The organism is Gemmatimonas phototrophica, from assembly GCF_000695095.2.
GTDB lineage: Bacteria > Gemmatimonadota > Gemmatimonadetes > Gemmatimonadales > Gemmatimonadaceae > Gemmatimonas > Gemmatimonas phototrophica.
The window spans coordinates 2,209,676-2,229,180 of record NZ_CP011454.1 but is presented as its reverse complement, the minus strand read 5'-3'; the positions used below and the strand labels follow the sequence as shown (position 1 = coordinate 2,229,180).

Here is a 19,505-nt window from a genome sequence, read left to right as displayed (position 1 = left end):
ATGACTGGGTTGCCCGAATGGGCCATCGTCAGCGATAAGCGACGGGCGCATATCGAGCGCGTCGTTGCGCTGTTGCACCGCTGGAGTGAGGCGATGGGGGTCGATGCGCAAACGCAAACGGCGTGGCGGGACGCCGGGTGGTGGCACGATGCGCTGCGTGACGCCGATGAGGCATCGTTGCGGGCATTCACCGGTGACCTGCAACGTCCCGTTGGCTTGCTTCACGGGCCGGCGGCCGCACTCCGACTGGAGGCGCACGGTGAGACCCGTGGCGATGTGCTGGAAGCAATCCGCTGGCACACGGTGGGCAACCGGCATTGGACTCAGACCGGTCGTGCACTGTACATGGCCGACTTTCTCGAGCCGGGGCGCGCGTTCATGCAGGCCGATCGTGCGTTCCTCGCGGATCGGGTACCAGACGCCTTTGATGCGGTGTTCCGGCAAGTCGTTCGCCTGCGACTCGAGTGGACGCTCCGGGAAGGAAAAGGGCTGAACCCGGAAACCGTGGAGTTATGGAATGTGGTGCGGTAGTCCACGACACCTTGGAGTGTGGGCATGACCGTGGGCATTCCCACGCTTCCGCCGACACCAGGGAATGGACCGGCGCGGAATTGGCGCGGCCTCGTGGCGGTCATGCTGATTGGCGTGATTGCCGCGGGCGCGGGCATCGCATGGTGGCAGACCCGAACACCGGAGGTGTCGGGGAACGAAGGACTTTCCGAGACGAAGGTTGCCGCGCCCAGCGATACAGCGGCACGCGCACCAAGAGACGTCCGGATCCGTGTCCGCGTCGTTAACATCAGCGGTGTCACTGGGCTGGCCCGACGCACGACACAGCATTTGCGCCTGTACGGCTTTGATGTCGTGGATTTTCTGTCCAGCCAGCCGGAGCGAAATGCTTCGACGAGAATTGCCGTACACACGGGCCACGAGGAGTGGGGGCTGCGTGTGCAGAAAGCCTTGGGCTTGGGGACGGTGATCGCCGCCCCCGACAGTTCACGCTACGCCGATCTCACGGTGTTCGTCGGGGGCGACTGGCGCCCGACGGCCAAGTCGCTCCGTCCGTAGTTGCCCACACGCCGCGGCGATATCAAGGCCGCGGCTTCTGCGAACGGCGGTCTCGACACCACGCGCTCGCAAGGCCTTGGCGAACGCCGTAATGACCGAGGTACCAGACGGTGTAAATCCCATCGATCCGCCGGGGTGCAACGGAATGAGATTCACGAACGCACGACAATCGCGCGCGAGTTGCGCGAGTTGCGCCGAATGTTCCGGCTGATCATTCACGCCACCAAGCATGACATATTCGAACGTGACGCGTCGATCAAAACGCTTCGCGGCTTCAATGACGTCACTTAGCGGATACTTCGTGTTCACCGGCATCAACGATTTCCGGAGCGCGTCGCTGGGCGCGTGAATCGAAATGGCCAGGCGGAATTGTTCGGCACGCTCAGACAATGCCACGATACCCGGCAGTACACCGACCGTGGAAATGGTGATATGACGCGCGCCTATGCCCAGCGCCCGTGGGTCGTTCAGCAGGGTTAACGTCGGACTCACCGCTTTCCAGTTCATCAGCGGTTCGCCCATGCCCATGAACACAATATTGGTGGGAAGAATGGGAGGGTTCAGTAGACGCAGCTCCCGCACCTGCCCGGCAATTTCGGCGGGCGTCAGGTTGCGCTGAAATCCCATTGCGCCGGTGGCACAGAACGCACATTGCAGAGCGCACCCGGCCTGCGACGAAATGCAGAAGGTCATACGGTCGCCGTCGGGAATGGCGACCGTCTCGATCAACTGCCCATCGTGCATCCGGAACAGAAACTTTTCGGTGCCATCGGTCGATTTCTGGCGAGTGGCCAGTTCCAGCGACGAGATGCGAAACGATTGCGCCAGCGATTCACGAAGCGCTTTGGGCAACTCCATGATGTCGTCAAAGGCGCGCACCGGACGCTGCCACAGGCGCCCAAACAGCTGCGTGGCCCGATAGGCGGGCTCACCGCGCTCGGCCATCCACGCCCGTAGGAGCGCGATGGCTGCATCGGGCTCAAGATCGAGCAGGTCTGGGAGCGGCGGCACGGCGACGGGTTCGGTCACTTGATGAGCGAGCTGAGCGTGAACTGATACACGGGACCAAGCCCCGAGATGCCTTCCTCACGGGCGATACCGACCACGAAACGTGCATAATACAAGGCGAGCCCCGTGCGTACGCGTGACACCGTACCGGCGCCAGCCGAGCCGCGGAAATAGCCGGCACGCGCTTCAACCCGATCGAACCGTCCCGAGAGATAGGGTCCACGCTCACGCGCGCCCCGATTGACCGCACTCTCGCTGTACCCCATCCGGGCCTGTCTGGTCTCGGCGGCGCCCGCGATCCGAATATCCGCCGCCATCAGGACCGCCGGGCGATCTTCTATTTCGCGCCCGGGACGCCACAGGAAACTGGAGAGCGCCACCCGGGCGTTGCGCCAGGGTAGATCATGCAGGACTGCGCCCAGATCGGCCGCGACCGCATCTCGCGATTCCTGATCGGCCTGTCCGTTACGCCACCGCACGGCGAGGCCAGCGGTCAGGTGCGGTGTCAGACTGCGGGCCGCCGTCAGGCTGACCAGCGTCGTGTTGTAGGCGATGTTGCCCACCGACTGGGGATCGGATTCGGTACGCACCAGCCCGTTGATTGCCGCGCGGGCAACGGAAAAACCCAGGGTATTGCCAGACGGACGGCGCCACGCCCCCGCCAGAAGCTGCCCATCGACACCCTGGGCACTCCCCGTAGCCAGTGAGGCGACCCCAATCCGGAATCGCTCGCCTGGCGGAACGGCCACCGTCGCCGGATTCCACAATCCGGCCCCGGGCTCGTTTGCGAGCGCAGGCGGCTCGAAGATGGCTCCGAGTGGAAACTCCCAAAGATCGCGCGCGGGTACCGGCTGCGCGCGGAGCCCTGAAGCCCAGCCAAACGCGGCAAGCCCGCAGATAAGCATGCGGCGCATACGGGAGACTAAACGGCGCCGAGAGTCGAGGTCAAGCGAAACGACTGAGGAAAATCGCTACCCACACCATCGTAAAGCATTTACTTTTCAACGTTTGCGTAGTGTCTTCCGCCGGTCGGCCGGGTAGGCTTACCCACCGGTGTCGGTCCCGTTTTCGCCCTTGGAGTACCACACCTGATGTCGTCCTCGCCACAATCGTCCGTGCTGTCCACCACCCTGCGTTCCGATCCATGTGGGCTTCTACGCCGCGCGGATGTGGGTCGCACGGTCCAGCTTGGCGGGTGGGTGCACCGGAGCCGAGATCTCGGCGGGTTGGTCTTCATTGATCTCCGGGACCGCACAGGGCTGGTGCAACTTGCCTTTGGACCGGCGTGGTGCGCGGCCGATGTGCAGCATCTGGCCGCGGCGGTCGGTGTTGAATCCGTGGTGCTGTGTGAAGGGGAAGTGGTCGCCCGTGAGACTGAGCGGGTGAATCCGGACATGGGGACCGGCGAAGTGGAAATCCGTGTCACCTCGCTCAAGATCGTGGGACCGGCGGTCACCCCGGCGCTCCCGGTCGCCCGTGGGCGAGGCGAAAAGATGCCGGCCGAAGAGCTCCGGCTGCGCCATCGCTACCTCGATCTTCGTCGGCCGGAACTGCAGGAAAATCTCGTCCTGCGCCACCGCCTGCTGCAGGTCTCACGGCGGTATCTCACGGACCACGGGTATCTCGAACTCGAAACGCCCATCCTCACCAAGCCCACACCGGAAGGCGCGCGCGATTATCTCGTGCCCAGCCGTGTGCATCCCGGTGAGTTCTACGCGTTGCCGCAGTCACCACAGATCTACAAGCAGCTGTTCATGTGCTGCGGGTTCGACCGCTATTTCCAGATTGCGCGATGCTTCCGCGACGAGGATTTGCGCGCCGATCGGCAACCCGAGTTCACTCAGATCGACATCGAAGCGTCGTTCATCGAACGCCCGGATATCATGACGCTTGCGGAAGGGTTGCTCGGCGTCATGTGGCGTGAAGCGGGCCACGCCAATGTGCCGGCGCAGTTCGAGCGCATGACCTACGCGGATGCCATGGAGAACTACGGCTGCGACCGCCCCGACCTTCGCTACGACCTGCGGTTGCGCGACTACAGCTCCGTGTTTGCCGCGCTCGACTTTGCGGTGACGACGAACGCGCTGGCGAGCGGCGCGCGTGTTCGCGGCGTGGTGATCCCGGGGGGCGCGGCCTGGAGCCGGAAGCAGGTTGATGAACTGGAAGCGTTGGCCAAGGGCGCCGGTGCCGGCGGTTTGCTGCGCTTGCGCAAGGCGGACGGGGCCTACGACGGTCCGTTGGCGAAATTCCTTACCGAGGATGCCAAGGCCGCCTTGGCATTGAACGACGGCGATCTCGCACTCTTCGTGGCCGCGGCCGATCGCGTCAGCAGTCCCGCCCTTGATCGAGTGCGTCAGGAATGTGCACGTCGTCTCGAGCTCATCGACGACTCGGCCGAGCGGTTTCTGTGGGTGTTGGACTTCCCCATGTTTGAACAGGATCCGGAATCCGGCGCATTGGCCGCGGTACACCACCCATTCACGGCTCCCAATCCGGAAGATATGGCGGCGTTCCCCGACGAGCCCGCCCGCTGGCGCGCCTTGGCGTACGATGTCGTCCTGAACGGCACGGAGCTCGGCGGTGGGAGTATTCGCACCAGTGATCCCGCCACCCAGTCGCGCATGTTTGGATTGCTCGGCATCGGGGATGCGGAGGAACAGGAACGTCGCTTTGGCTTCCTGCTGGAAGGATTGCGTGCCGGCGCACCGCCGCATGGCGGCATCGCATTCGGGTTTGATCGCATTGCAATGCTGCTCTCCGGCGCGCCGTCGTTACGCGATGTGATTGCTTTCCCCAAGACCACGGCGGCCCGTTCGCTCTTTGAGGGGGCACCGGTATCGGTACCAGCCGACGATCTCGCCCAGTTGCATATCGCCGTACGTGACGCACGCCCGGGTTCGCCCCGTGAGTGACTCACGCAGCGACGGCCGGGGGGATCGGAACGGGGATCGCGTGGAGGTCGTCACGGCCCGCGTATCCGTCGAGGGGGCCGATCTGCAGATGCTGGCCGGAGTGAACGACGGCAACCTGAAGGAACTGGAACGGGCCACCGGAGCGCGGGTGGCACTGCGTGGGGATCACTTGTCCTTAACGGGCGACGGCGAGGCCATCGCCCGTGCCGAAAGCGTTGCCGCGGCGTTGGTGGCGATGGTGCGAGATGGCAAGAGCGTGTCGGCTGACGATGTGCTGCGGCTCTCGCTCACCGAACGGCCGGCAGATACGCCGGGGGCAACCAGCGGGGGACTGGTGTTGCCAGGTTCCCGCCGCGGTGTGCAGGCCAAGACGGCAGGGCAGGCCGAGTATCTCAAGAAGATCGGTGAGCACGATATCGTGGTGGGTATTGGGCCTGCCGGGACCGGCAAAACCTACTTGGCGGTTGCGGCCGCCGTAGATGCGCTTATGCGCAAGCGCGTGCGTCGCATTGTGCTCGCGCGGCCGGCGGTGGAGGCCGGTGAAAGCCTTGGCTTTCTCCCCGGCGATATGCAGGCCAAGATCGACCCCTACCTGCGGCCTCTGTACGATGCACTCGATGATCTGATCCCCTTTGAGCGTATCCAGAAGCTCATCGAGTCGCGCACCATCGAAGTGGCTCCGCTGGCCTTCATGCGTGGTCGCACCCTTGGCGACTCCTTCGTGATCCTCGACGAAGCGCAGAATGCCACGGGAGCGCAGATGAAGATGTTTCTGACGCGACTCGGCGTGAACTCCAAGATCGTGATCACCGGCGACAAAACCCAGGTGGATCTTCCGCGTCGTGAGGATTCCGGCCTGATGCAGATTGAACGGATCTTGCACGGCATCGAAGGCATTTCATTTCACTACTTCAGTGAAGCCGACGTTGTCCGCCATCGGTTGGTGCGTGACATCATCCGAGCATACAACGAAGACGCCGCGGGTGGTGGATGAGTCCGGCCCGATTGCCCAAACCGGAACCGCGTGCTGTGGCCGTGGCCTGCGACGGCGTGCGTATTCCGGTGGCGACCGAACGTCTGGTTGTACTCTCCCGTCAGGTGCTGCGGGCACTCAAGGTACCGCGGGCGATGCTCTCGATCACGTTTGTCTCTGCGCGTACCATGGCCGCGCTGAACCGTCGGCACCTCGGTCATCGGGGGCCCACCGACGTGATTACCTTCGCGCTTGGGGCGGACCCCACCGGCAGTGTGCTGGGAGACATCTACATTTGCCCCGACGTGGCACGGATACAGGCGCGGCAGCATGGCGTCGGCATCCGCGAGGAGTTGGCCAGACTGGTCGTGCACGGCACGTTGCACGCCTGCGGCTGGGAACACCCTGAAGATGACGCCCGAACGTCGTCGCCCATGTGGCGACGTCAGGAGCAGCTGGTGAAGCGCTTCTGGCTGACCCCGTCCCCCAACGCATGAGTGCAGTAGCCTGGGCGCTTGCGGCCGCTGGTGCAGCGGTTGCGGCGCTCTCCGCCGTCGCGGACGGCGCCCTGTTGTCCGAGTCCTCTCTTCCCACGGCGAATGATCGCGGCGGGTTTGGCGCCCCATTGCCGAGCGTGGCCCGCGCGGTCCCGGCGCGAGAACAGACCCATCGCGCCCTGGCCTTCGCGCGAGTCATTGGTCATCTGGCCGCAGGGTGTGGCCTTGCGGTGGCGCTGGATCTCGCCAGTCGTGCCACGCTGCCGATGGTGGCGCTGTTGATGGTGCTGGGGCTGGCCACTGTGCTGGTCGCGGAGAGTGCCGCGCGGGTGCTGGGAGATGCCCTTGGTGACAATGCGGCCGAGCGGTTGCACGTCTACACCCGTGTTGTGGAGCGAGTGCTGGCGCCGGTCGTTGCCCTCGGCAATTGGGTGGATGGCCTTTTCGCCGAAGTCGTCTCCGAGTCCGATGCCACCCAAGAGCGTCGCGAGGAGGCAGCACAGCAGTTCCGCGATGTGGTGACCAGCGAAACCGATGTAACGGGGGATGAACGGGCGCTGCTCCTTGGCGTCTTCGAGTTCGGTGAAACCTCCGCTGCGGAAGTCATGGTGCCGCGCGTCGATATGCTGGGCGTGGAGCGAGATATTCCGTGGTCGGAGATGTTGGATCGAGTACGAAGCATCCAGCATTCCAGAGTGCCCGTGTACGAGGAAACCATCGACGAGATTGTGGGCATTCTTTACGTGAAGGATTTGCTGCCCTCAGTGCTCGCCGATGAGGAACCGGAAGGGGGATGGACGACCCTGATGCGTCCGCCGGTCTTCATTCCCTCGTCGAAGCGCATTGCCGATCTGCTGAAGGAATTCCGTCAGGCGCGACGTCATATCGCCATTGTGGCCGACGAATACGGCGGCACGGCGGGACTGGTCACCATCGAGGATATCCTCGAGGAATTGGTGGGCGAGATCCGCGACGAGTACGATGACGAGGAGCGTCTGGTTGAGAGTGAGGAAGAGACACGCTACTGGGTGTCCGGTCGCCTCACGCTGGACGACCTGTCCAGTGCGTTGGAACACGATTTCACACGTGACGATGTCTCGACGGTTGGCGGGCTCATTCTGGAGCTCCTGGGGCGCGTGCCACGGGCGGGAGAGACCCTGACGATTGGTCGCTTCAAGGTGATCGTGGAGCGGGTCATTCGCCGCAAGATTGAACGGGTATACCTCGAGCGGTTACCAGACCAGACCTCGATTGGCACCGCCGGGGAGGTTGCGTCGTGAGCGGCGTGGTGATCGTCTTCTCGGTAGCCATCCTGGCGGTGTTCACCATGGCCGCGACGACGGTACGCGCCGTCAGCCGGCTATGGCTGCGCCACTGGATTGAGCATCGTGCCGGTGGAGCCGGGACCATGTCCCGCTATCTCGAGCGCCCCACGCGTCTGGTGCACGCGGCCGGGACAGCCGCGATGCTCGTGGTGTTTGCCACGGGCTCGGTCATCGCGATGGACGACGGCCTTCGTGCATGGGTGTTTGTCCGGGATATCCTGGCGTTTCTGGTGTTGCTCCTCGTGTTTGGTCAATTGTTGCCGCGGGCCATTGCTCGGCGTTTCGCACCCCAATTGGTGCCCGCCTTTGTTCCGTTGCTTCGGCTGACCGATTTGTTGCTCACCCCCTTTCATCTCATCGCCAGCGGCGCGCGCCGCCTGGTGTCGAGTCCCCCGGTACTCACCAGTGAGGAGGAACTCCGCGACGGGCTCGAAGAGTTGCTGCGTGATGGGACTTTCTCCGATATTGGCGCGACCGAGGAGATGGCCATCATTTCCGGCGTGGTGCAATTCGGTGACAAGGTGGTGCATGACGTCATGACCCCGCGCAGCGAGATGTTCATGCTCCGTGAGGGATTGCCCCCTGATGAGTTGGCCCGGCAGGTGGCGCAGGCGGGGTACAGCCGAATCCCGGTTTTTCGGGAGTCACCGGAAGACATCACCGGTATGCTGCACGTGTTCGATGTCTTCCGTCGTCGTGGGGAGTCCACCCCGGCGATACGCCCGGTGGCGTTCGCGCGACCTGAGAAGCCGGCCAAGGAGCTGTTGTTTGAACTCCTGCGCTCCCGACGGCAGTTGGCCATAGTGCGCGACGATACCACCGTGGTGGGCTTGGTCACGCTCGAAGATCTCCTTGAAGAACTGGTTGGCGATATCCGCGATGAGCATGACGACACCACCGATTGACGCGGCCATCGCGCGAGTACTGGAACAGTTCCGTGCCGGAAAGACGGCGGCGCTCGCACGCGCCGTCAGCATCGTCGAGAATCATCGCGCCGGGTTTGAACAGATTCTCGCCGCCCAGCATGCCTCGCTAGGGCGGGCCCGACGAATCGGGTTGACCGGCCCGCCAGGCGCCGGGAAGAGCACGCTCACCACCCGGCTGGCCCGTTTGTATCGAAACGAAGGGAAGACCGTTGGCATCGTGGCCGTGGATCCGACCTCGCCGTTTACCGGCGGGGCGCTCCTCGGCGACCGTATTCGCATGGAGGAAATCGCCCTCGATCCCGGGGTGTTCATTCGCTCCATGGCCACCCGTGGCTCGCTCGGCGGCCTGGCCACCGCCACCCGCGAAGTGTGCGATGTCCTCGATGGTTTCGGAATGGACGTGATCATCATCGAAACGGTTGGCGTTGGCCAGAGTGAACTGGATGTGGCGCGCGCTGCAGACTCGACGGTCGTCGTGCTCGTGCCCGAGTCTGGCGATTCCATTCAGACGTTGAAGGCCGGCGTTATGGAAATTGCCGATGTCTTTACCGTCAACAAAGCCGATCGTCCCGGTGCCGATCGGCTACGGAACGACATTGAGCTCATGCTGGGGCTGCGTGCCGGGGCAACGACGCAGAACGTTCCGGCACATCATGGCGTAGATCTCCGGAACATTCCTGATCGGGATGCGCTCCGGGACGCCATGAACCCGGCCCGGGCGGCGCGGGCCGCCGCGCACCTTGAGTCCCCAGAACAGTGGACGCCGCCGGTTCTGCGTTCCATTGCGGCACAAAACGAAGGCATTGCCGAGATCGCCGACGCCATCGCGCGGCATTTCCGTTATCTTGAAGCGAGTGGCGAACTGCGCAAGCGCCGTCGGGCTCGATTGCGTGAGCGGGTGATGGAAGTTGTTGAACAGCAACTGCGCCAGCGGCTCTGGCAGGACACCGCAACACTGGCGTGGCTCGATGCACAGCTTGATGGACTGGAAGATGGTACGCTGGTTCCGTTTGCGGTTGCGGATACGCTGCGTGCCCGCAGTGCCCACCTACTCACTGGCGCGACGTATGCGCCACTGCCGATGCCTACAGGGGCCAGCGCATGACCTCGACCCGTGAACTCGAAGACGTTGTCCGCCAGCAGCAGGAAGAGCTGGAGTCCTTACGCCAGGAAGTGGCGCAGTGGCGCGGACAGTACGATACCGGGCGGAAGCGCGATATCGCGTTTACCAACTCGGCGACCGAGGTGCCGCCGCTGTATACGGCACTGGACCTGGAAGACTCCGCCGGAACGGCGTTCGAAACACCAGGGGCGTGGCCGTTTACCCGCGGGATCCATCCCACGGGCTATCGCGGCAAACTCTGGACCATGCGTCAGTTTGCCGGATTCGGTACGGCACGTGAGACCAACCAGCGCTACAAGTTCCTCTTGTCGCAGGGACAGACTGGTCTATCGGTCGCGTTCGACTTCCCGACGCTTATGGGATACGACAGCGATCATGTACGGTCGGAAGGGGAGGTCGGCAAATGTGGCGTAGCCATTTCGTCGCTGGCCGATATGGAGGCGTTGTTCGAGGGGATTCCCCTCGACAAGGTGTCCACGAGCATGACGATCAACGGCCCGGCGATCATTCTGCTGTGCTTCTATATCGCGGCGGCTGAAAAGCAGGGTGTTGACTCTTCCAAGCTCCAGGGGACGGTCCAGAATGACATCCTCAAGGAGTACATGGCGCAGCATGCGTGGTGCTTTCCCATCGAGCCAGCGCTGCGTCTCATCGTAGACGGCTTTGAATGGTGTGCCTCCAACACGCCGAACTGGAATACCATCTCCATCTCCGGCTACCATATCCGCGAAGCCGGCTCCACTGCGGCGCAGGAATTGGCCTTTACTCTGGCAGATGGCTTTACCTACGTGGAGCGCGGGATTGCCCGCGGTCTGGACGTAGATGAGTTTGCGCCACGGCTGTCGTTCTTCTGGGATATCCACAACGACTTCTTCGAGGAAATTGCCAAACTGCGTGCGGCCCGCCGCATCTGGGCTCGGCACCTCAAGGAGCGCTATGGCGCGAAGAATCCGCGCTCGTGGATGATGCGTTTCCACTCGCAAACAGCGGGCGTAACGCTCACGGCCCAGCAACCCATGAATAACGTGGTGCGCGTCGCGTACCAGGGGTTGGCCGCCGTCCTTGGCGGTACGCAGTCGCTGCACACGAACTCCATGGACGAAACGCTGTCGTTGCCCACCGAAGGGGCCGTTCAAGTGGCCCTGCGCTCGCAGCAGATTCTGGCGTACGAAACCGGGGTGCCCAACGTCATGGATCCGCTGGGTGGCTCGTACTACGTCGAGGCGCTGACGGACCAGCTGGAGCGTGAAGCCGAGGGGCTGTTCGAACAGATTGAAGGCATCGGCGGTGTGGTGAAAGGACTGGAAGAAGGTTGGTTCCAGAAGCGGATCGCCGAGAGTGCGGCGCGTCAGCAGTGGGAAATCGAACAGCGTCGGAAGATCGTGGTGGGTGTCAATGAGTTCGTCACCGACGAGCCCGAACTCACTATTCCCATTTTGCGTATTGGGCAGGAAGCGGAGCGCGAGCAGCGAGAGCAGCTGGCTGCGTTGCGCGCGTCCCGTGACAACGAGGCCTGTGCGCGGAATCTCGAAGCGCTGCGCGCGGCGGCGCGGGGGACGGAGAATGTGGTGCCGCGCATTCTCGACTGTGCGCGCTCGTATTGCACGCTCTTCGAGATCCGGGCGGCGCTCGAGGATGTGTTTGGCGCCTACCGTGAGCCCGTGTTCTTCTAGGTCAACCAACAGCCCCCGAACGCCACTCGGCCCCACGTCGTGTTCTCCCGACGTGGGGCCGCAGTGTTTCAGGCGTAAGGCACCTCGGCGCTTCAGCTGCCGAGTTCGCGTTCCATCTCCGCGAGGTGCTCCAGAAATGTGGCGGCGTGGGCGGCGGCCATGTCCTGTGGAGAGAACACCGACAAACCGGTGTCCGCTTCAAGCATGGCCCGCCGGCGGGCGCTATCGCCATCTTCCCAGTTCACCACCTTCATGGTCCACTCGGGGAAGGCCCGTTGCGCAATCTCTTCCACGGCCATCAGCTGGCAACTGCCATGTCGGGCATCAGCGGCGATCTCGTGGTACAAGGCGTTGACGGCATCGCGCTCGCCTTCGAGCGCCTGGAGGAACTGCCCAGATCCGTAACAGAGGATGCCGGTAATCCCGCGTGCCGTGTTCTTGGTCTGCGCGTGCGCCATGATCCCTACCAAAATACTGTAGGTCATGCCGTCGGCAGCCTGGCTCGAGTACAGGAGGCGAATGAGGGGCAATGGCACAGTCCCGATGCGGCGGATAAAGGTCGGGCCCGGGAGGCAGGAGCGAAAATCTGCTCCAACGCCGGGCGCATGCGGCTTGTGCAGGCTCGTCCCAGTATCTAGCGTCTCCGGATGAAGACGAACAGTCCCTGGTGGGCAACCCAGTTTGACCAGCAGTATCTCCACGAATATGAGCCCCTTTTCGATCTGACCCAGGATCGGCGCGAGGTCGCACGGCTCATGGAGGTACTCGAACTCCCCGCTGGCGCCCGGGTGTTGGACTGCCCGTGTGGCCAGGGGCGCCATGCGCATCTCCTGGCAGAGGCCGGTTTTGACGTGGACGCCCTCGATTACTCCGACGATCTGCTGGCGGTGGCGCGGAAACGGGGGACCGGGAGAACCCTCCGCTATACGCAGGGTGACATGCGGAAACTGCCAGGGAGGTGGACGGGACGGTTCGATGCCGTCGTGAACCTGTTCACTTCGTTCGGATTCTTTGACGATCCGAATGACGATCTGCGCGTGTTGTCCCAGTTCGCCCGCGTTCTCAAGCCCGGCGGCGTATTGATTTGGCATGGGGGTGCCAGAGACGGTGTCATGGCCAAGTTTCTTTCCCGGGATTGGTGGAGCAGCGCCGACGGGACGATGTTTGGTCAGGAACGCTCCTTTGACCCGCTGTCCGGCTTCCTCGAAATCACCTCGACGTGGCGCGGTCCAAAGGGACATGGTGAGCGCTCGCACCGGATACGACTCTACAGCGCGTCGGAGCTCGCCAGGCGCCTGCGCGATGTGGGGCTGGTCGTTGAGCAGGCCTTTGATTCCTGGAGCACACGCCCGCTTGGTCGCACCTCCAGCGAAATGCTGCTGGTGGCCCGCAAGGATGGCTGAGTAAGTTACGTCGTTGTTCTGCGTTCGGACCGATGGACCATGGCACCGCCTGCAGGTTCCTCCCGATTACCCAACCGATGACCCGACCCATTCGCGTGCTGGTGGCCAAACCTGGCCTCGATGGTCACGATCGTGGCGCCAAGGTAGTGGCGGCCGCGCTCCGTGATGCTGGCATGGAAGTGATTTATACCGGCCTGCACCAAACGCCGGAGATGATCGCCACGGCCGCTGTCCAGGAAGATGTGGACGTGGTAGGTCTGTCGATCCTCTCTGGTGCGCACATGACCCTCTTCCCGCGTGTCCGCGACTTGCTGCTCGATGCCGGCCGCGATGACATCCTGCTCACCGGCGGGGGGATTATCCCGAAGGAAGACATGGATTCGCTGCAAGCACAGGGCGTCGCCCGACTCTTTGGCCCCGGTACCAGCACGCAGGACCTCGTGGATTACATCCGCGAATGGTTTGCGTCGCGCGAACAGCAAGGCGCGTGAGCGGTCGACTCCTCCAGCTCGCCGACGACATCCGAGCACTGGAAGCCCGCCTGCGCCTGGGCGGCGGTCCCGACAAGATCGAGAAGCAGCACAAGCAGGGAAAACTCACCGCGCGTGAGCGCGTTGAACGACTGGCAGATCCGAGCACACCATTCCTCGAGATCGGCTTGCTCGTGGCGCACGACCGGTACGACGGACAAGCCCCGGGGGCCGGTGTCATCACCGGCATTGCCATGGTGGAAGGGCGCGAGGTCGTGGTGGTGGCTAACGATGCCACCGTCAAAGCCGGCTCGTGGTGGCCGGAAACGATCACGAAGATTCTGCGTGCGCAGGAAGTCGCCATGCGCTGCCGTATTCCGATCATCTATCTGGTTGACTCGGCCGGCGTCAATCTCCCGTATCAGGGTGGGGTCTTTCCGGGTCAGTACGGGGCCGCTCGCATTTTCTACTACAATTCCATCATGCGGCGGTACCTCCGCATTCCGCAGTTTGCGGCAGTGATGGGGCAGTGCGTTGCGGGAGGGGCGTATCTTCCCGCCTTGAGCGATGTCATTCTCATGGTGAAGGGCACGTCGTTCATGGGGCTGGGTGGTCCCAATCTGGTGAAGGGTGCCACGGGGCAGACCGTGGACGGTGAAACGCTCGGCGGTGCCGTGACCCACACGGAGATTTCCGGGGTGGCGCACTACGCGCTCGACGATGATCCCGCTTGCCTGGACAAGTTGCGCGAGCTGGTTGCGCGTCTGCCGCGCCCGCAGCAGTCCGCACAGATCGCTTGGCGTCCGCCTGCCGAGCCGCCCTCCACTCTGTATGACGTGCTGCCGGCCGACCATCGGATGTCGTATGACATGCGCGCCGTGCTCAAGGCGCTGCTGGATGAAGGGAAGCTCGACGAATTCCAGCCGAACCTGGCCAAGGAGATGATCTGCGGCGATGCGCACATTGAAGGCATCCCCGTTGGGATCATCGCCAATCAGCGCGGCCTCATCAAAGGCCGGCCGGGTGAGCGTCCACGCTTCGGTGGCATCATTTACGCCGAAAGTGCCGAGAAGGTGGCGTACTTCATTGAGCGGTGCGACAAGCAGGGGATCCCGATTCTGTTTGTCCAGGACGTCTCGGGCTTCATGGTCGGGCCGGACGCTGAGCACGAAGGGATCATTCGCGCTGGGGCGCGATTTGTAGAGGCCATGGCGTGTGCGCGTGTGCCCAAGATCGTGCTGACGGTGAATCACGCCAGTGGTGCCGGTTACTACGCCATGGCGGGGCAGGGGTTCGATCCGGATTTCATCCTCTCGTGGCCAACCGGACGTATGGCCGTCATGGAGGGTGAAGCGGCGGTTCAGGCCGTGCATGGTCCAGCGCTCGATGCCGCCAAGAAATCCGGCCAGGAACCGGCGCGTGAGGTGCTCGATGCGGTCGAGGGCATGCGCGTCGATTACGAAACACAACTTGACGCGCGGTATGCCGCGGCGCGTGGCTTCGTGGACACGATCGTGTATCCCGAGGACTCCCGTGATCTGCTCGCGATGGCCTTGCGGGCAGCCAACCAGAACCGCGGTCCACATCTCGGCGCCTTTGTGTTGCCGCCGATGCCGACCGTTGGAGGCGAATGATGTCGGAGTCGCAACAGGAGAAGATCGTTCGCGTCGCGAGCGGTCAGGGGTTTTGGGGGGATTGGCTTGAGGCGCCACGGCGTCAGGTGGAGGGCGGGCCAGTCGATTACCTGATGCTCGACTACCTCGCCGAAGTCACGATGTCCATTCTGCAGAAGCAGCGGGAACGCGATCCGCGCATGGGCTATGCGCGCGATTTTGTCGGTGCGATGGAGAGCGTGTTTCCTGCCGTGGCTGAGCGTGGCGTGAAAGTCATTGCCAATGCCGGCGGTGTGAATCCTACGGCGTGCGCCGAGGCAATTCTCGAGGCGGCATCACGCAGCGGCGTTCGCGGCAAGATTCGCATTGGGGTGGTGACCGGCGACGACATTCTCGATCGTCTGGACACGTTGCTGGCGGCCGGCCATGAGCTGAAGAACATGGATACGGGTGAACCGCTTGCCAACATCCGCGATCGTGTGCTGTCGGCCAACGCCTACATTGGCTCCACACCCATTGTGGAAGCCTTGCAACAAGGCGCCAATGTCGTTGTGACGGGACGCAGCACCGATACCGCGCTCACCATGGCGCCGCTGCGCCACGAGTTCGGGTGGGCCGAAGACGATTGGAATGCGCTCGCGGCGGGAATTGTCGCCGGGCACATTCTTGAGTGTGGGGCGCAGTCGAGTGGCGGCAACTGCCTCCATGATTGGCGCAACATTCCCGATCTGGCCAATGTGGGATATCCCATCGCCGAAGCGCGCGCCGATGGCTCGTTCGTGATCACCAAGCATCCGGGTACGGGTGGTCGCGTGAGCGTGCCCAGTGTTACCGAGCAGCTGGTGTACGAAATGGGCGATCCGCATGCCTACATCACGCCGGATGTCGTGGCCGACTTCACCAGCATCCGCGTTGCAGCCGACGGGGAAAATCGCGTGCGGGTGCATGGGATCACGGGCGGTCCGCCGACACCGTTTCTCAAGGTATCCATCGCCTATCGGGCAGGCTATAAAGCCGTGGGTTCATTGGTGTATTCGTGGCCGGATGCCATGGAGAAGGCGCAATTGGCAGATCGCGTGTTGCGCGAACGGCTCGACAATCTCGGGTTGAAGTTTGATCAGGTGCTGAGCGAGTTTGTGGGCGCAACGTCAACACATGGCGCACTGGCGGGTGACGGTCGTGAGGCCCCCGAGGTGCAGTATCGCATTGGCGTCCGTGGCAGCGATCGTGCCGCCGTGGAGCGCTTTACGCGCGAGATTGCGCCATTGGTGCTCAACGGCCCTCCCAGTGTCACCGGGTTTGCCGGTGGGCGGCCCAAAGTCGAAGAAATCGTGGCCTACTGGCCCGCACTGCTTGATAAGCGGGCCGTGTCCACCGCTGTCTCCATCGTGGAGTAACGCTGATGAAAATCCAACTCCTCGATATTGCCCACGCCCGGAGCGGCGACAAAGGCGATACCGCCAACGTAGGGCTCATCGCATTGCGGCCGGAGTGGTATCCCCTTCTGGACCGCTACGTGACGCGTGAGGCGGTAACGGCGCATTTCAGCGGCCAACTCACCGGCGATGTGGTGCGGTTTGAACTGCCCAACCTGGGTGCGCTCAACTTTCTGTTGCACGGTGCGCTCGATGGCGGCGGCACGCTTTCCCTCAAGACCGACGCACAGGGGAAGGTGTACTCCACCGCCTTGTTGCGATTGGTGATCGATGTCCCGGATGCAGAAGCGAAGGCGGCAGGGGTACCGGGGACACTGTGATTCTTCGTGTACGGATTGCCCTGCTCGTGTTGGGGGTCATCGCATTTTCCATTGCCCAGCAGACCGGGCTCGAATGGCTCCGCTATGTGGGCATTGGCTTCGTCGGGCTGGCGCTGCTGCTCCGGTTCTTCAAGCGCTGATAACGGTGGGGGTGGACCCGGTGCTGTCCAGCGGCACGGTTCCACCCCCTGTTAGTGTTCATGAATGTCCCGGTCTGCCCCAATTCCTGAACTGCTGGCCCCTGCCGGCACCCTCGATGCTGTCCGAGCCGCGGTGGCGAACGGTGCCAACGCCGTCTACCTCGGGGCGTCCATGTATAACGCCCGCGACGAAGGCGCCCAGCTCTCGCTGGAGGAACTCGCACAGGCCTGCGCCATTGCCCACGCCCGCGGCGTCCGGGTCTATCTCACCTTCAATGTGCTGATCAAACCCCACGAACTGCCGGAAGCACTCCGGTATCTCGGGGAATGCATTGACCGGGGCATTGATGCCGCCATCGTCCAGGATCTCGGGGTCGTACGCCTCATCCAGCAGGTGTATCCCCAGCTGGAAGTGCATGGCTCCACGCAAATGACGGTGCACGACAGCAGCGGGGCCAGGGTCATGCAGGCGCTCGGCGTGGAGCGCGTGGTCCTGTCGCGCGAAAATACGTTGGAGGACATCCGCATCATCCGCGAGGAAGTCCCCGAACTGGGCCTCGAAACGTTTGTGCACGGCGCGTTGTGCATTTCGTATTCGGGACAGTGCTTCATGTCCGGCATGATCAGCGAGCGCTCAGCCAATCGTGGCTCCTGCGCCCAGTCATGTCGCAAGGACTACACGCTCAATGATGAGCAGTCGGGAGAGGAGCTGGATCGTGGCTACCTGATTTCCACCAAGGACCTCGCGGCACACGATCATCTTGAGGCCCTCGCGAAACTGGGGGTCGGATGCCTCAAGGTGGAGGGGCGCAAGAAGAAGCCGGAATACGTCGCCACCGTCACCAAGGCGTACCGTGGGTGGCTCGACGGCATTGCGCGCGGCGAGACCGGTCGCATGCCGCTGCTCGAGGAGGTGGAGCCGCTGGTGCAGATCTTCAGTCGCGGCAACACCGGGGGGATGTATGGAGGCCGGCAGGGGCGAGAGTACATCACGCGCACGCAACCTGACAACCGCGGATTGTCGATCGGCACGGTGGCCGGAGCTGAAGGCAGTGACCTGATCCTCGAGGTCACCCGGGCCCTGGCCGTGGGCGATGGACTGGGCTTCGAGGCACCGGAAGCGGGTTCGGCAGCCTCCCTTGGGGGAACGGTGCATTCCGTACGAACCCTTCAGGTGCGCGATGGGGTGCACCGCCTTGTTGTACAGGTACGCAGTGGCCCCAAGCCCATGCGCGTTCCGGAAGGGTGGCGTGTGGTGCGGACCAGCGACGCCACCCTGCTGGCAACATCCCAGCAGTCCTTTGCCAATGTGCCCCTTCCGGAGCGGGTGGGGCTCATTCGCGTGGATGTGCGCTGCTTCGGACACGCCGGTGGCCCGATCAAAACGGTCTGGAGCTACGGCGATGTGGAGCTGACCGTACGCGGTGAGGTGCCGCTGTCTCCAGCGAGCAAACGGGCCCTCGATATGACGCAGCTTCGAGAGCAGCTGGGCCGTCTGGGGGGCACGCCCTTCAAACTGGGCACGGTGGATATCAATGGACTGGCTCCGGGATTGTTCATTCCGGTCAGTGAGCTCAATCGCGTGCGGCAGGATGCCACCGAACAGCTGGAGCAGCAGTTGGGCTGGGCGCGTATGAGCGACAGCGCCATCCGGGACAGCCGCATTGAAGAAACTGTGTCGAACATCCCGGCGCGTGCCCAGATGGCACCGTCGTTGGACATGCCCGCGTTGCGCGTCATTGTTTATGATCTGGAGCAGGCACGGGCGGCGGCGGCTGGTGGGGCCACAGAAATCGTGCTCGATCCGTTTCTCCGTCATCCGTCTCCGCCGCTCGCCCGGGTGAACACGCTCCGGGAAGAACTGGCAGCACAGGGGGTGACGCTGCGCTTGCGCACCCCAACCATTGTTCGTCCTGAAGAACGCCGACGGCTCGACAAGTGGCTCGCGCTCGGGCTGCCCGTTCTGACCGGACATCTCGGGTTGGTTGCCGATCTCGGTGCTGCCGGCGTAGACGTGATTGCCGACTACGCGACCAACGTGTTCAACCAGCATACCGCGGCGCTGATGTTCGAACTTGGCGCGCAGCGCCTGGTGGCCAGCATTGAGTTGACCACCGAGGAGCTCGGGCAGCTGGTTGCGCCATGGGACGGTCGGGGGTTCGATGCACTGGTCTACGGTCGCCCGGAAGGCATGACGATCGAGCATTGTGTGTTGAGCGCCGCCTTTGATCGCGAGCCGACCACCTGTCGGGATCTTTGCGTACAGAAGCACACCAACGTCTCACTCACCGATCCCGCGGGATACACGTTCGCCGTCGCAACGGATAGCGCCTGCCGCAACCGGCTGCTGCATTCGCGGCCCATCGATGGGTCCGAATTCCTGCCGGCGCTGTGGGCTCAGGGGATCCGGGGGTTCCAGATGGTCTTTAACGTTCCGGGGGATCCGGTGCAGGAGATCGTCCGTGCCTATCGCGAGATGTTGGACGCACTTGTTGCCGGTGAGGCGCCGTCGCTGCTTGCGACCCGTCGGTTGCTGAATGGTGAGTTCACGCGTGGGCACTTTGCGAGGGCGGTCTAATATGGGCGGGCTGGCACGTCGATTGGCACCGATTCTTCCT

General features: G+C 63.3%; 19 protein-coding genes. 16 read left to right on the top strand and 3 right to left on the bottom strand.

Features of this window, described 5'->3' with window-relative positions:
* Both GEMMAAP_RS09415 and GEMMAAP_RS09410 read left to right on the top strand, forming a co-directional pair.
* Complete coding sequence (locus GEMMAAP_RS09415; protein ID WP_026850760.1) at positions 1-531, top strand: hypothetical protein; 531 nt, start codon at positions 1-3, stop codon at positions 529-531.
* 24 nt (positions 532-555) lie between these two features.
* Entirely contained in the window at positions 556-1,068 is a 513-nt protein-coding gene (locus GEMMAAP_RS09410; RefSeq protein WP_026850761.1) for a LytR C-terminal domain-containing protein, read from the top strand.
* On the opposite strand, the gene rlmN is transcribed toward GEMMAAP_RS09410, so the two are convergent.
* Positions 997-2,097 carry a dual-specificity RNA methyltransferase RlmN gene (gene rlmN, locus GEMMAAP_RS09405; protein WP_026850762.1) on the bottom strand — a complete coding sequence of 367 codons (1,101 nt, stop codon included), beginning with the start codon at positions 2,095-2,097 and terminating at the stop codon, positions 997-999. The two genes, GEMMAAP_RS09410 and rlmN, sit on opposite strands and share 72 nt — an antisense overlap.
* Positions 2,094-2,990 (bottom strand): hypothetical protein, encoded by an 897-nt coding sequence (locus GEMMAAP_RS09400; RefSeq protein ID WP_026850763.1) that lies wholly within the window; start codon positions 2,988-2,990, stop codon positions 2,094-2,096. Before GEMMAAP_RS09400 ends, rlmN begins: the two co-directional genes overlap by 4 nt.
* A 177-nt stretch (positions 2,991-3,167) precedes the next feature.
* Between GEMMAAP_RS09400 and aspS the strand changes: the two genes are divergently transcribed.
* Genes aspS through GEMMAAP_RS09365 form a run of 7 tightly spaced genes read left to right on the top strand, consistent with a single transcriptional unit; the run spans position 3,168 to position 11,505 of the window.
* Positions 3,168-4,988, top strand: a complete 1,821-nt coding sequence (gene aspS / locus GEMMAAP_RS09395) for an aspartate--tRNA ligase (protein ID WP_053334515.1) — start codon at positions 3,168-3,170, stop codon at positions 4,986-4,988.
* Positions 4,981-5,982 carry a PhoH family protein gene (locus GEMMAAP_RS09390; RefSeq protein WP_026850765.1) on the top strand — a complete coding sequence of 334 codons (1,002 nt, stop codon included), beginning with the start codon at positions 4,981-4,983 and terminating at the stop codon, positions 5,980-5,982. Before aspS ends, GEMMAAP_RS09390 begins: the two co-directional genes overlap by 8 nt.
* The gene (gene ybeY, locus GEMMAAP_RS09385; protein WP_053334516.1) at positions 5,979-6,458 is read left to right on the top strand and encodes an rRNA maturation RNase YbeY; all 480 of its coding nucleotides are present in this window, start codon (positions 5,979-5,981) and stop codon (positions 6,456-6,458) included. Before GEMMAAP_RS09390 ends, ybeY begins: the two co-directional genes overlap by 4 nt.
* Positions 6,455-7,738 (top strand): hemolysin family protein, encoded by a 1,284-nt coding sequence (locus GEMMAAP_RS09380; protein WP_053334517.1) that lies wholly within the window; start codon positions 6,455-6,457, stop codon positions 7,736-7,738. Before ybeY ends, GEMMAAP_RS09380 begins: the two co-directional genes overlap by 4 nt.
* Positions 7,735-8,688, top strand: a complete 954-nt coding sequence (locus GEMMAAP_RS09375; protein WP_026850766.1) for a CBS domain-containing protein — start codon at positions 7,735-7,737, stop codon at positions 8,686-8,688. Before GEMMAAP_RS09380 ends, GEMMAAP_RS09375 begins: the two co-directional genes overlap by 4 nt.
* Positions 8,669-9,814 (top strand): methylmalonyl Co-A mutase-associated GTPase MeaB, encoded by a 1,146-nt coding sequence (gene meaB, locus GEMMAAP_RS09370; protein WP_238588217.1) that lies wholly within the window; start codon positions 8,669-8,671, stop codon positions 9,812-9,814. Before GEMMAAP_RS09375 ends, meaB begins: the two co-directional genes overlap by 20 nt.
* On the top strand, positions 9,811-11,505 hold the full coding sequence (locus tag GEMMAAP_RS09365; RefSeq protein ID WP_082821205.1) for an acyl-CoA mutase large subunit family protein: 1,695 nt from the start codon (positions 9,811-9,813) through the stop codon (positions 11,503-11,505). Before meaB ends, GEMMAAP_RS09365 begins: the two co-directional genes overlap by 4 nt.
* Before the next feature lie 92 nt (positions 11,506-11,597).
* On the opposite strand, the gene GEMMAAP_RS20540 is transcribed toward GEMMAAP_RS09365, so the two are convergent.
* Positions 11,598-12,041, bottom strand: coding sequence for a BLUF domain-containing protein (locus GEMMAAP_RS20540; protein WP_053334518.1), 444 nt, complete (start codon positions 12,039-12,041; stop codon positions 11,598-11,600).
* A 111-nt stretch (positions 12,042-12,152) separates the two neighbouring features.
* Here GEMMAAP_RS20540 and GEMMAAP_RS09355 point away from each other — a divergent pair, with 111 nt between their 5' ends.
* The 7 genes from GEMMAAP_RS09355 (at position 12,153) to GEMMAAP_RS09330 (ending at position 19,465) form a co-directional block, all read left to right on the top strand.
* Complete coding sequence (locus GEMMAAP_RS09355; RefSeq protein ID WP_053334519.1) at positions 12,153-12,908, top strand: class I SAM-dependent methyltransferase; 756 nt, start codon at positions 12,153-12,155, stop codon at positions 12,906-12,908.
* A gap of 77 nt (positions 12,909-12,985) precedes the next feature.
* On the top strand, positions 12,986-13,399 hold the full coding sequence (locus GEMMAAP_RS09350; protein ID WP_026850769.1) for a cobalamin B12-binding domain-containing protein: 414 nt from the start codon (positions 12,986-12,988) through the stop codon (positions 13,397-13,399).
* On the top strand, positions 13,396-15,012 hold the full coding sequence (locus GEMMAAP_RS09345; RefSeq protein WP_082821203.1) for an acyl-CoA carboxylase subunit beta: 1,617 nt from the start codon (positions 13,396-13,398) through the stop codon (positions 15,010-15,012). The genes GEMMAAP_RS09350 and GEMMAAP_RS09345 overlap by 4 nt, the downstream gene beginning before the upstream one ends.
* On the top strand, positions 15,012-16,388 hold the full coding sequence (locus tag GEMMAAP_RS09340; protein WP_043581647.1) for an acyclic terpene utilization AtuA family protein: 1,377 nt from the start codon (positions 15,012-15,014) through the stop codon (positions 16,386-16,388). The genes GEMMAAP_RS09345 and GEMMAAP_RS09340 overlap by 1 nt, the downstream gene beginning before the upstream one ends.
* 5 nt (positions 16,389-16,393) lie before the next feature.
* Positions 16,394-16,747 (top strand): AtuA-related protein, encoded by a 354-nt coding sequence (locus tag GEMMAAP_RS09335; protein WP_145979075.1) that lies wholly within the window; start codon positions 16,394-16,396, stop codon positions 16,745-16,747.
* On the top strand, positions 16,744-16,887 hold the full coding sequence (locus GEMMAAP_RS20535; RefSeq protein ID WP_158514796.1) for a hypothetical protein: 144 nt from the start codon (positions 16,744-16,746) through the stop codon (positions 16,885-16,887). Before GEMMAAP_RS09335 ends, GEMMAAP_RS20535 begins: the two co-directional genes overlap by 4 nt.
* 64 nt (positions 16,888-16,951) lie before the next feature.
* On the top strand, positions 16,952-19,465 hold the full coding sequence (locus tag GEMMAAP_RS09330; protein WP_053334520.1) for a U32 family peptidase: 2,514 nt from the start codon (positions 16,952-16,954) through the stop codon (positions 19,463-19,465).
* The last annotated feature ends 40 nt before the right edge of the window (positions 19,466-19,505 follow it).

Coding starts and splice junctions, on each gene's coding strand:
- GEMMAAP_RS09330 (WP_053334520.1), top strand. CDS start 16,952: ATGTCCCGGTCTGCCCCAATTCCTGAACTGCTGGCCCCTGCCGGCACC.
- GEMMAAP_RS09400 (WP_026850763.1), bottom strand. CDS start 2,990: ATGCGCCGCATGCTTATCTGCGGGCTTGCCGCGTTTGGCTGGGCTTCA.
- meaB (WP_238588217.1), top strand. CDS start 8,669: ATGACGACACCACCGATTGACGCGGCCATCGCGCGAGTACTGGAACAG.
- GEMMAAP_RS09415 (WP_026850760.1), top strand. CDS start 1: ATGACTGGGTTGCCCGAATGGGCCATCGTCAGCGATAAGCGACGGGCG.
- GEMMAAP_RS09355 (WP_053334519.1), top strand. CDS start 12,153: ATGAAGACGAACAGTCCCTGGTGGGCAACCCAGTTTGACCAGCAGTAT.
- GEMMAAP_RS09410 (WP_026850761.1), top strand. CDS start 556: ATGACCGTGGGCATTCCCACGCTTCCGCCGACACCAGGGAATGGACCG.
- GEMMAAP_RS09335 (WP_145979075.1), top strand. CDS start 16,394: ATGAAAATCCAACTCCTCGATATTGCCCACGCCCGGAGCGGCGACAAA.
- GEMMAAP_RS09340 (WP_043581647.1), top strand. CDS start 15,012: ATGTCGGAGTCGCAACAGGAGAAGATCGTTCGCGTCGCGAGCGGTCAG.
- aspS (WP_053334515.1), top strand. CDS start 3,168: ATGTCGTCCTCGCCACAATCGTCCGTGCTGTCCACCACCCTGCGTTCC.
- ybeY (WP_053334516.1), top strand. CDS start 5,979: ATGAGTCCGGCCCGATTGCCCAAACCGGAACCGCGTGCTGTGGCCGTG.
- GEMMAAP_RS09365 (WP_082821205.1), top strand. CDS start 9,811: ATGACCTCGACCCGTGAACTCGAAGACGTTGTCCGCCAGCAGCAGGAA.
- GEMMAAP_RS09380 (WP_053334517.1), top strand. CDS start 6,455: ATGAGTGCAGTAGCCTGGGCGCTTGCGGCCGCTGGTGCAGCGGTTGCG.
- GEMMAAP_RS09350 (WP_026850769.1), top strand. CDS start 12,986: ATGACCCGACCCATTCGCGTGCTGGTGGCCAAACCTGGCCTCGATGGT.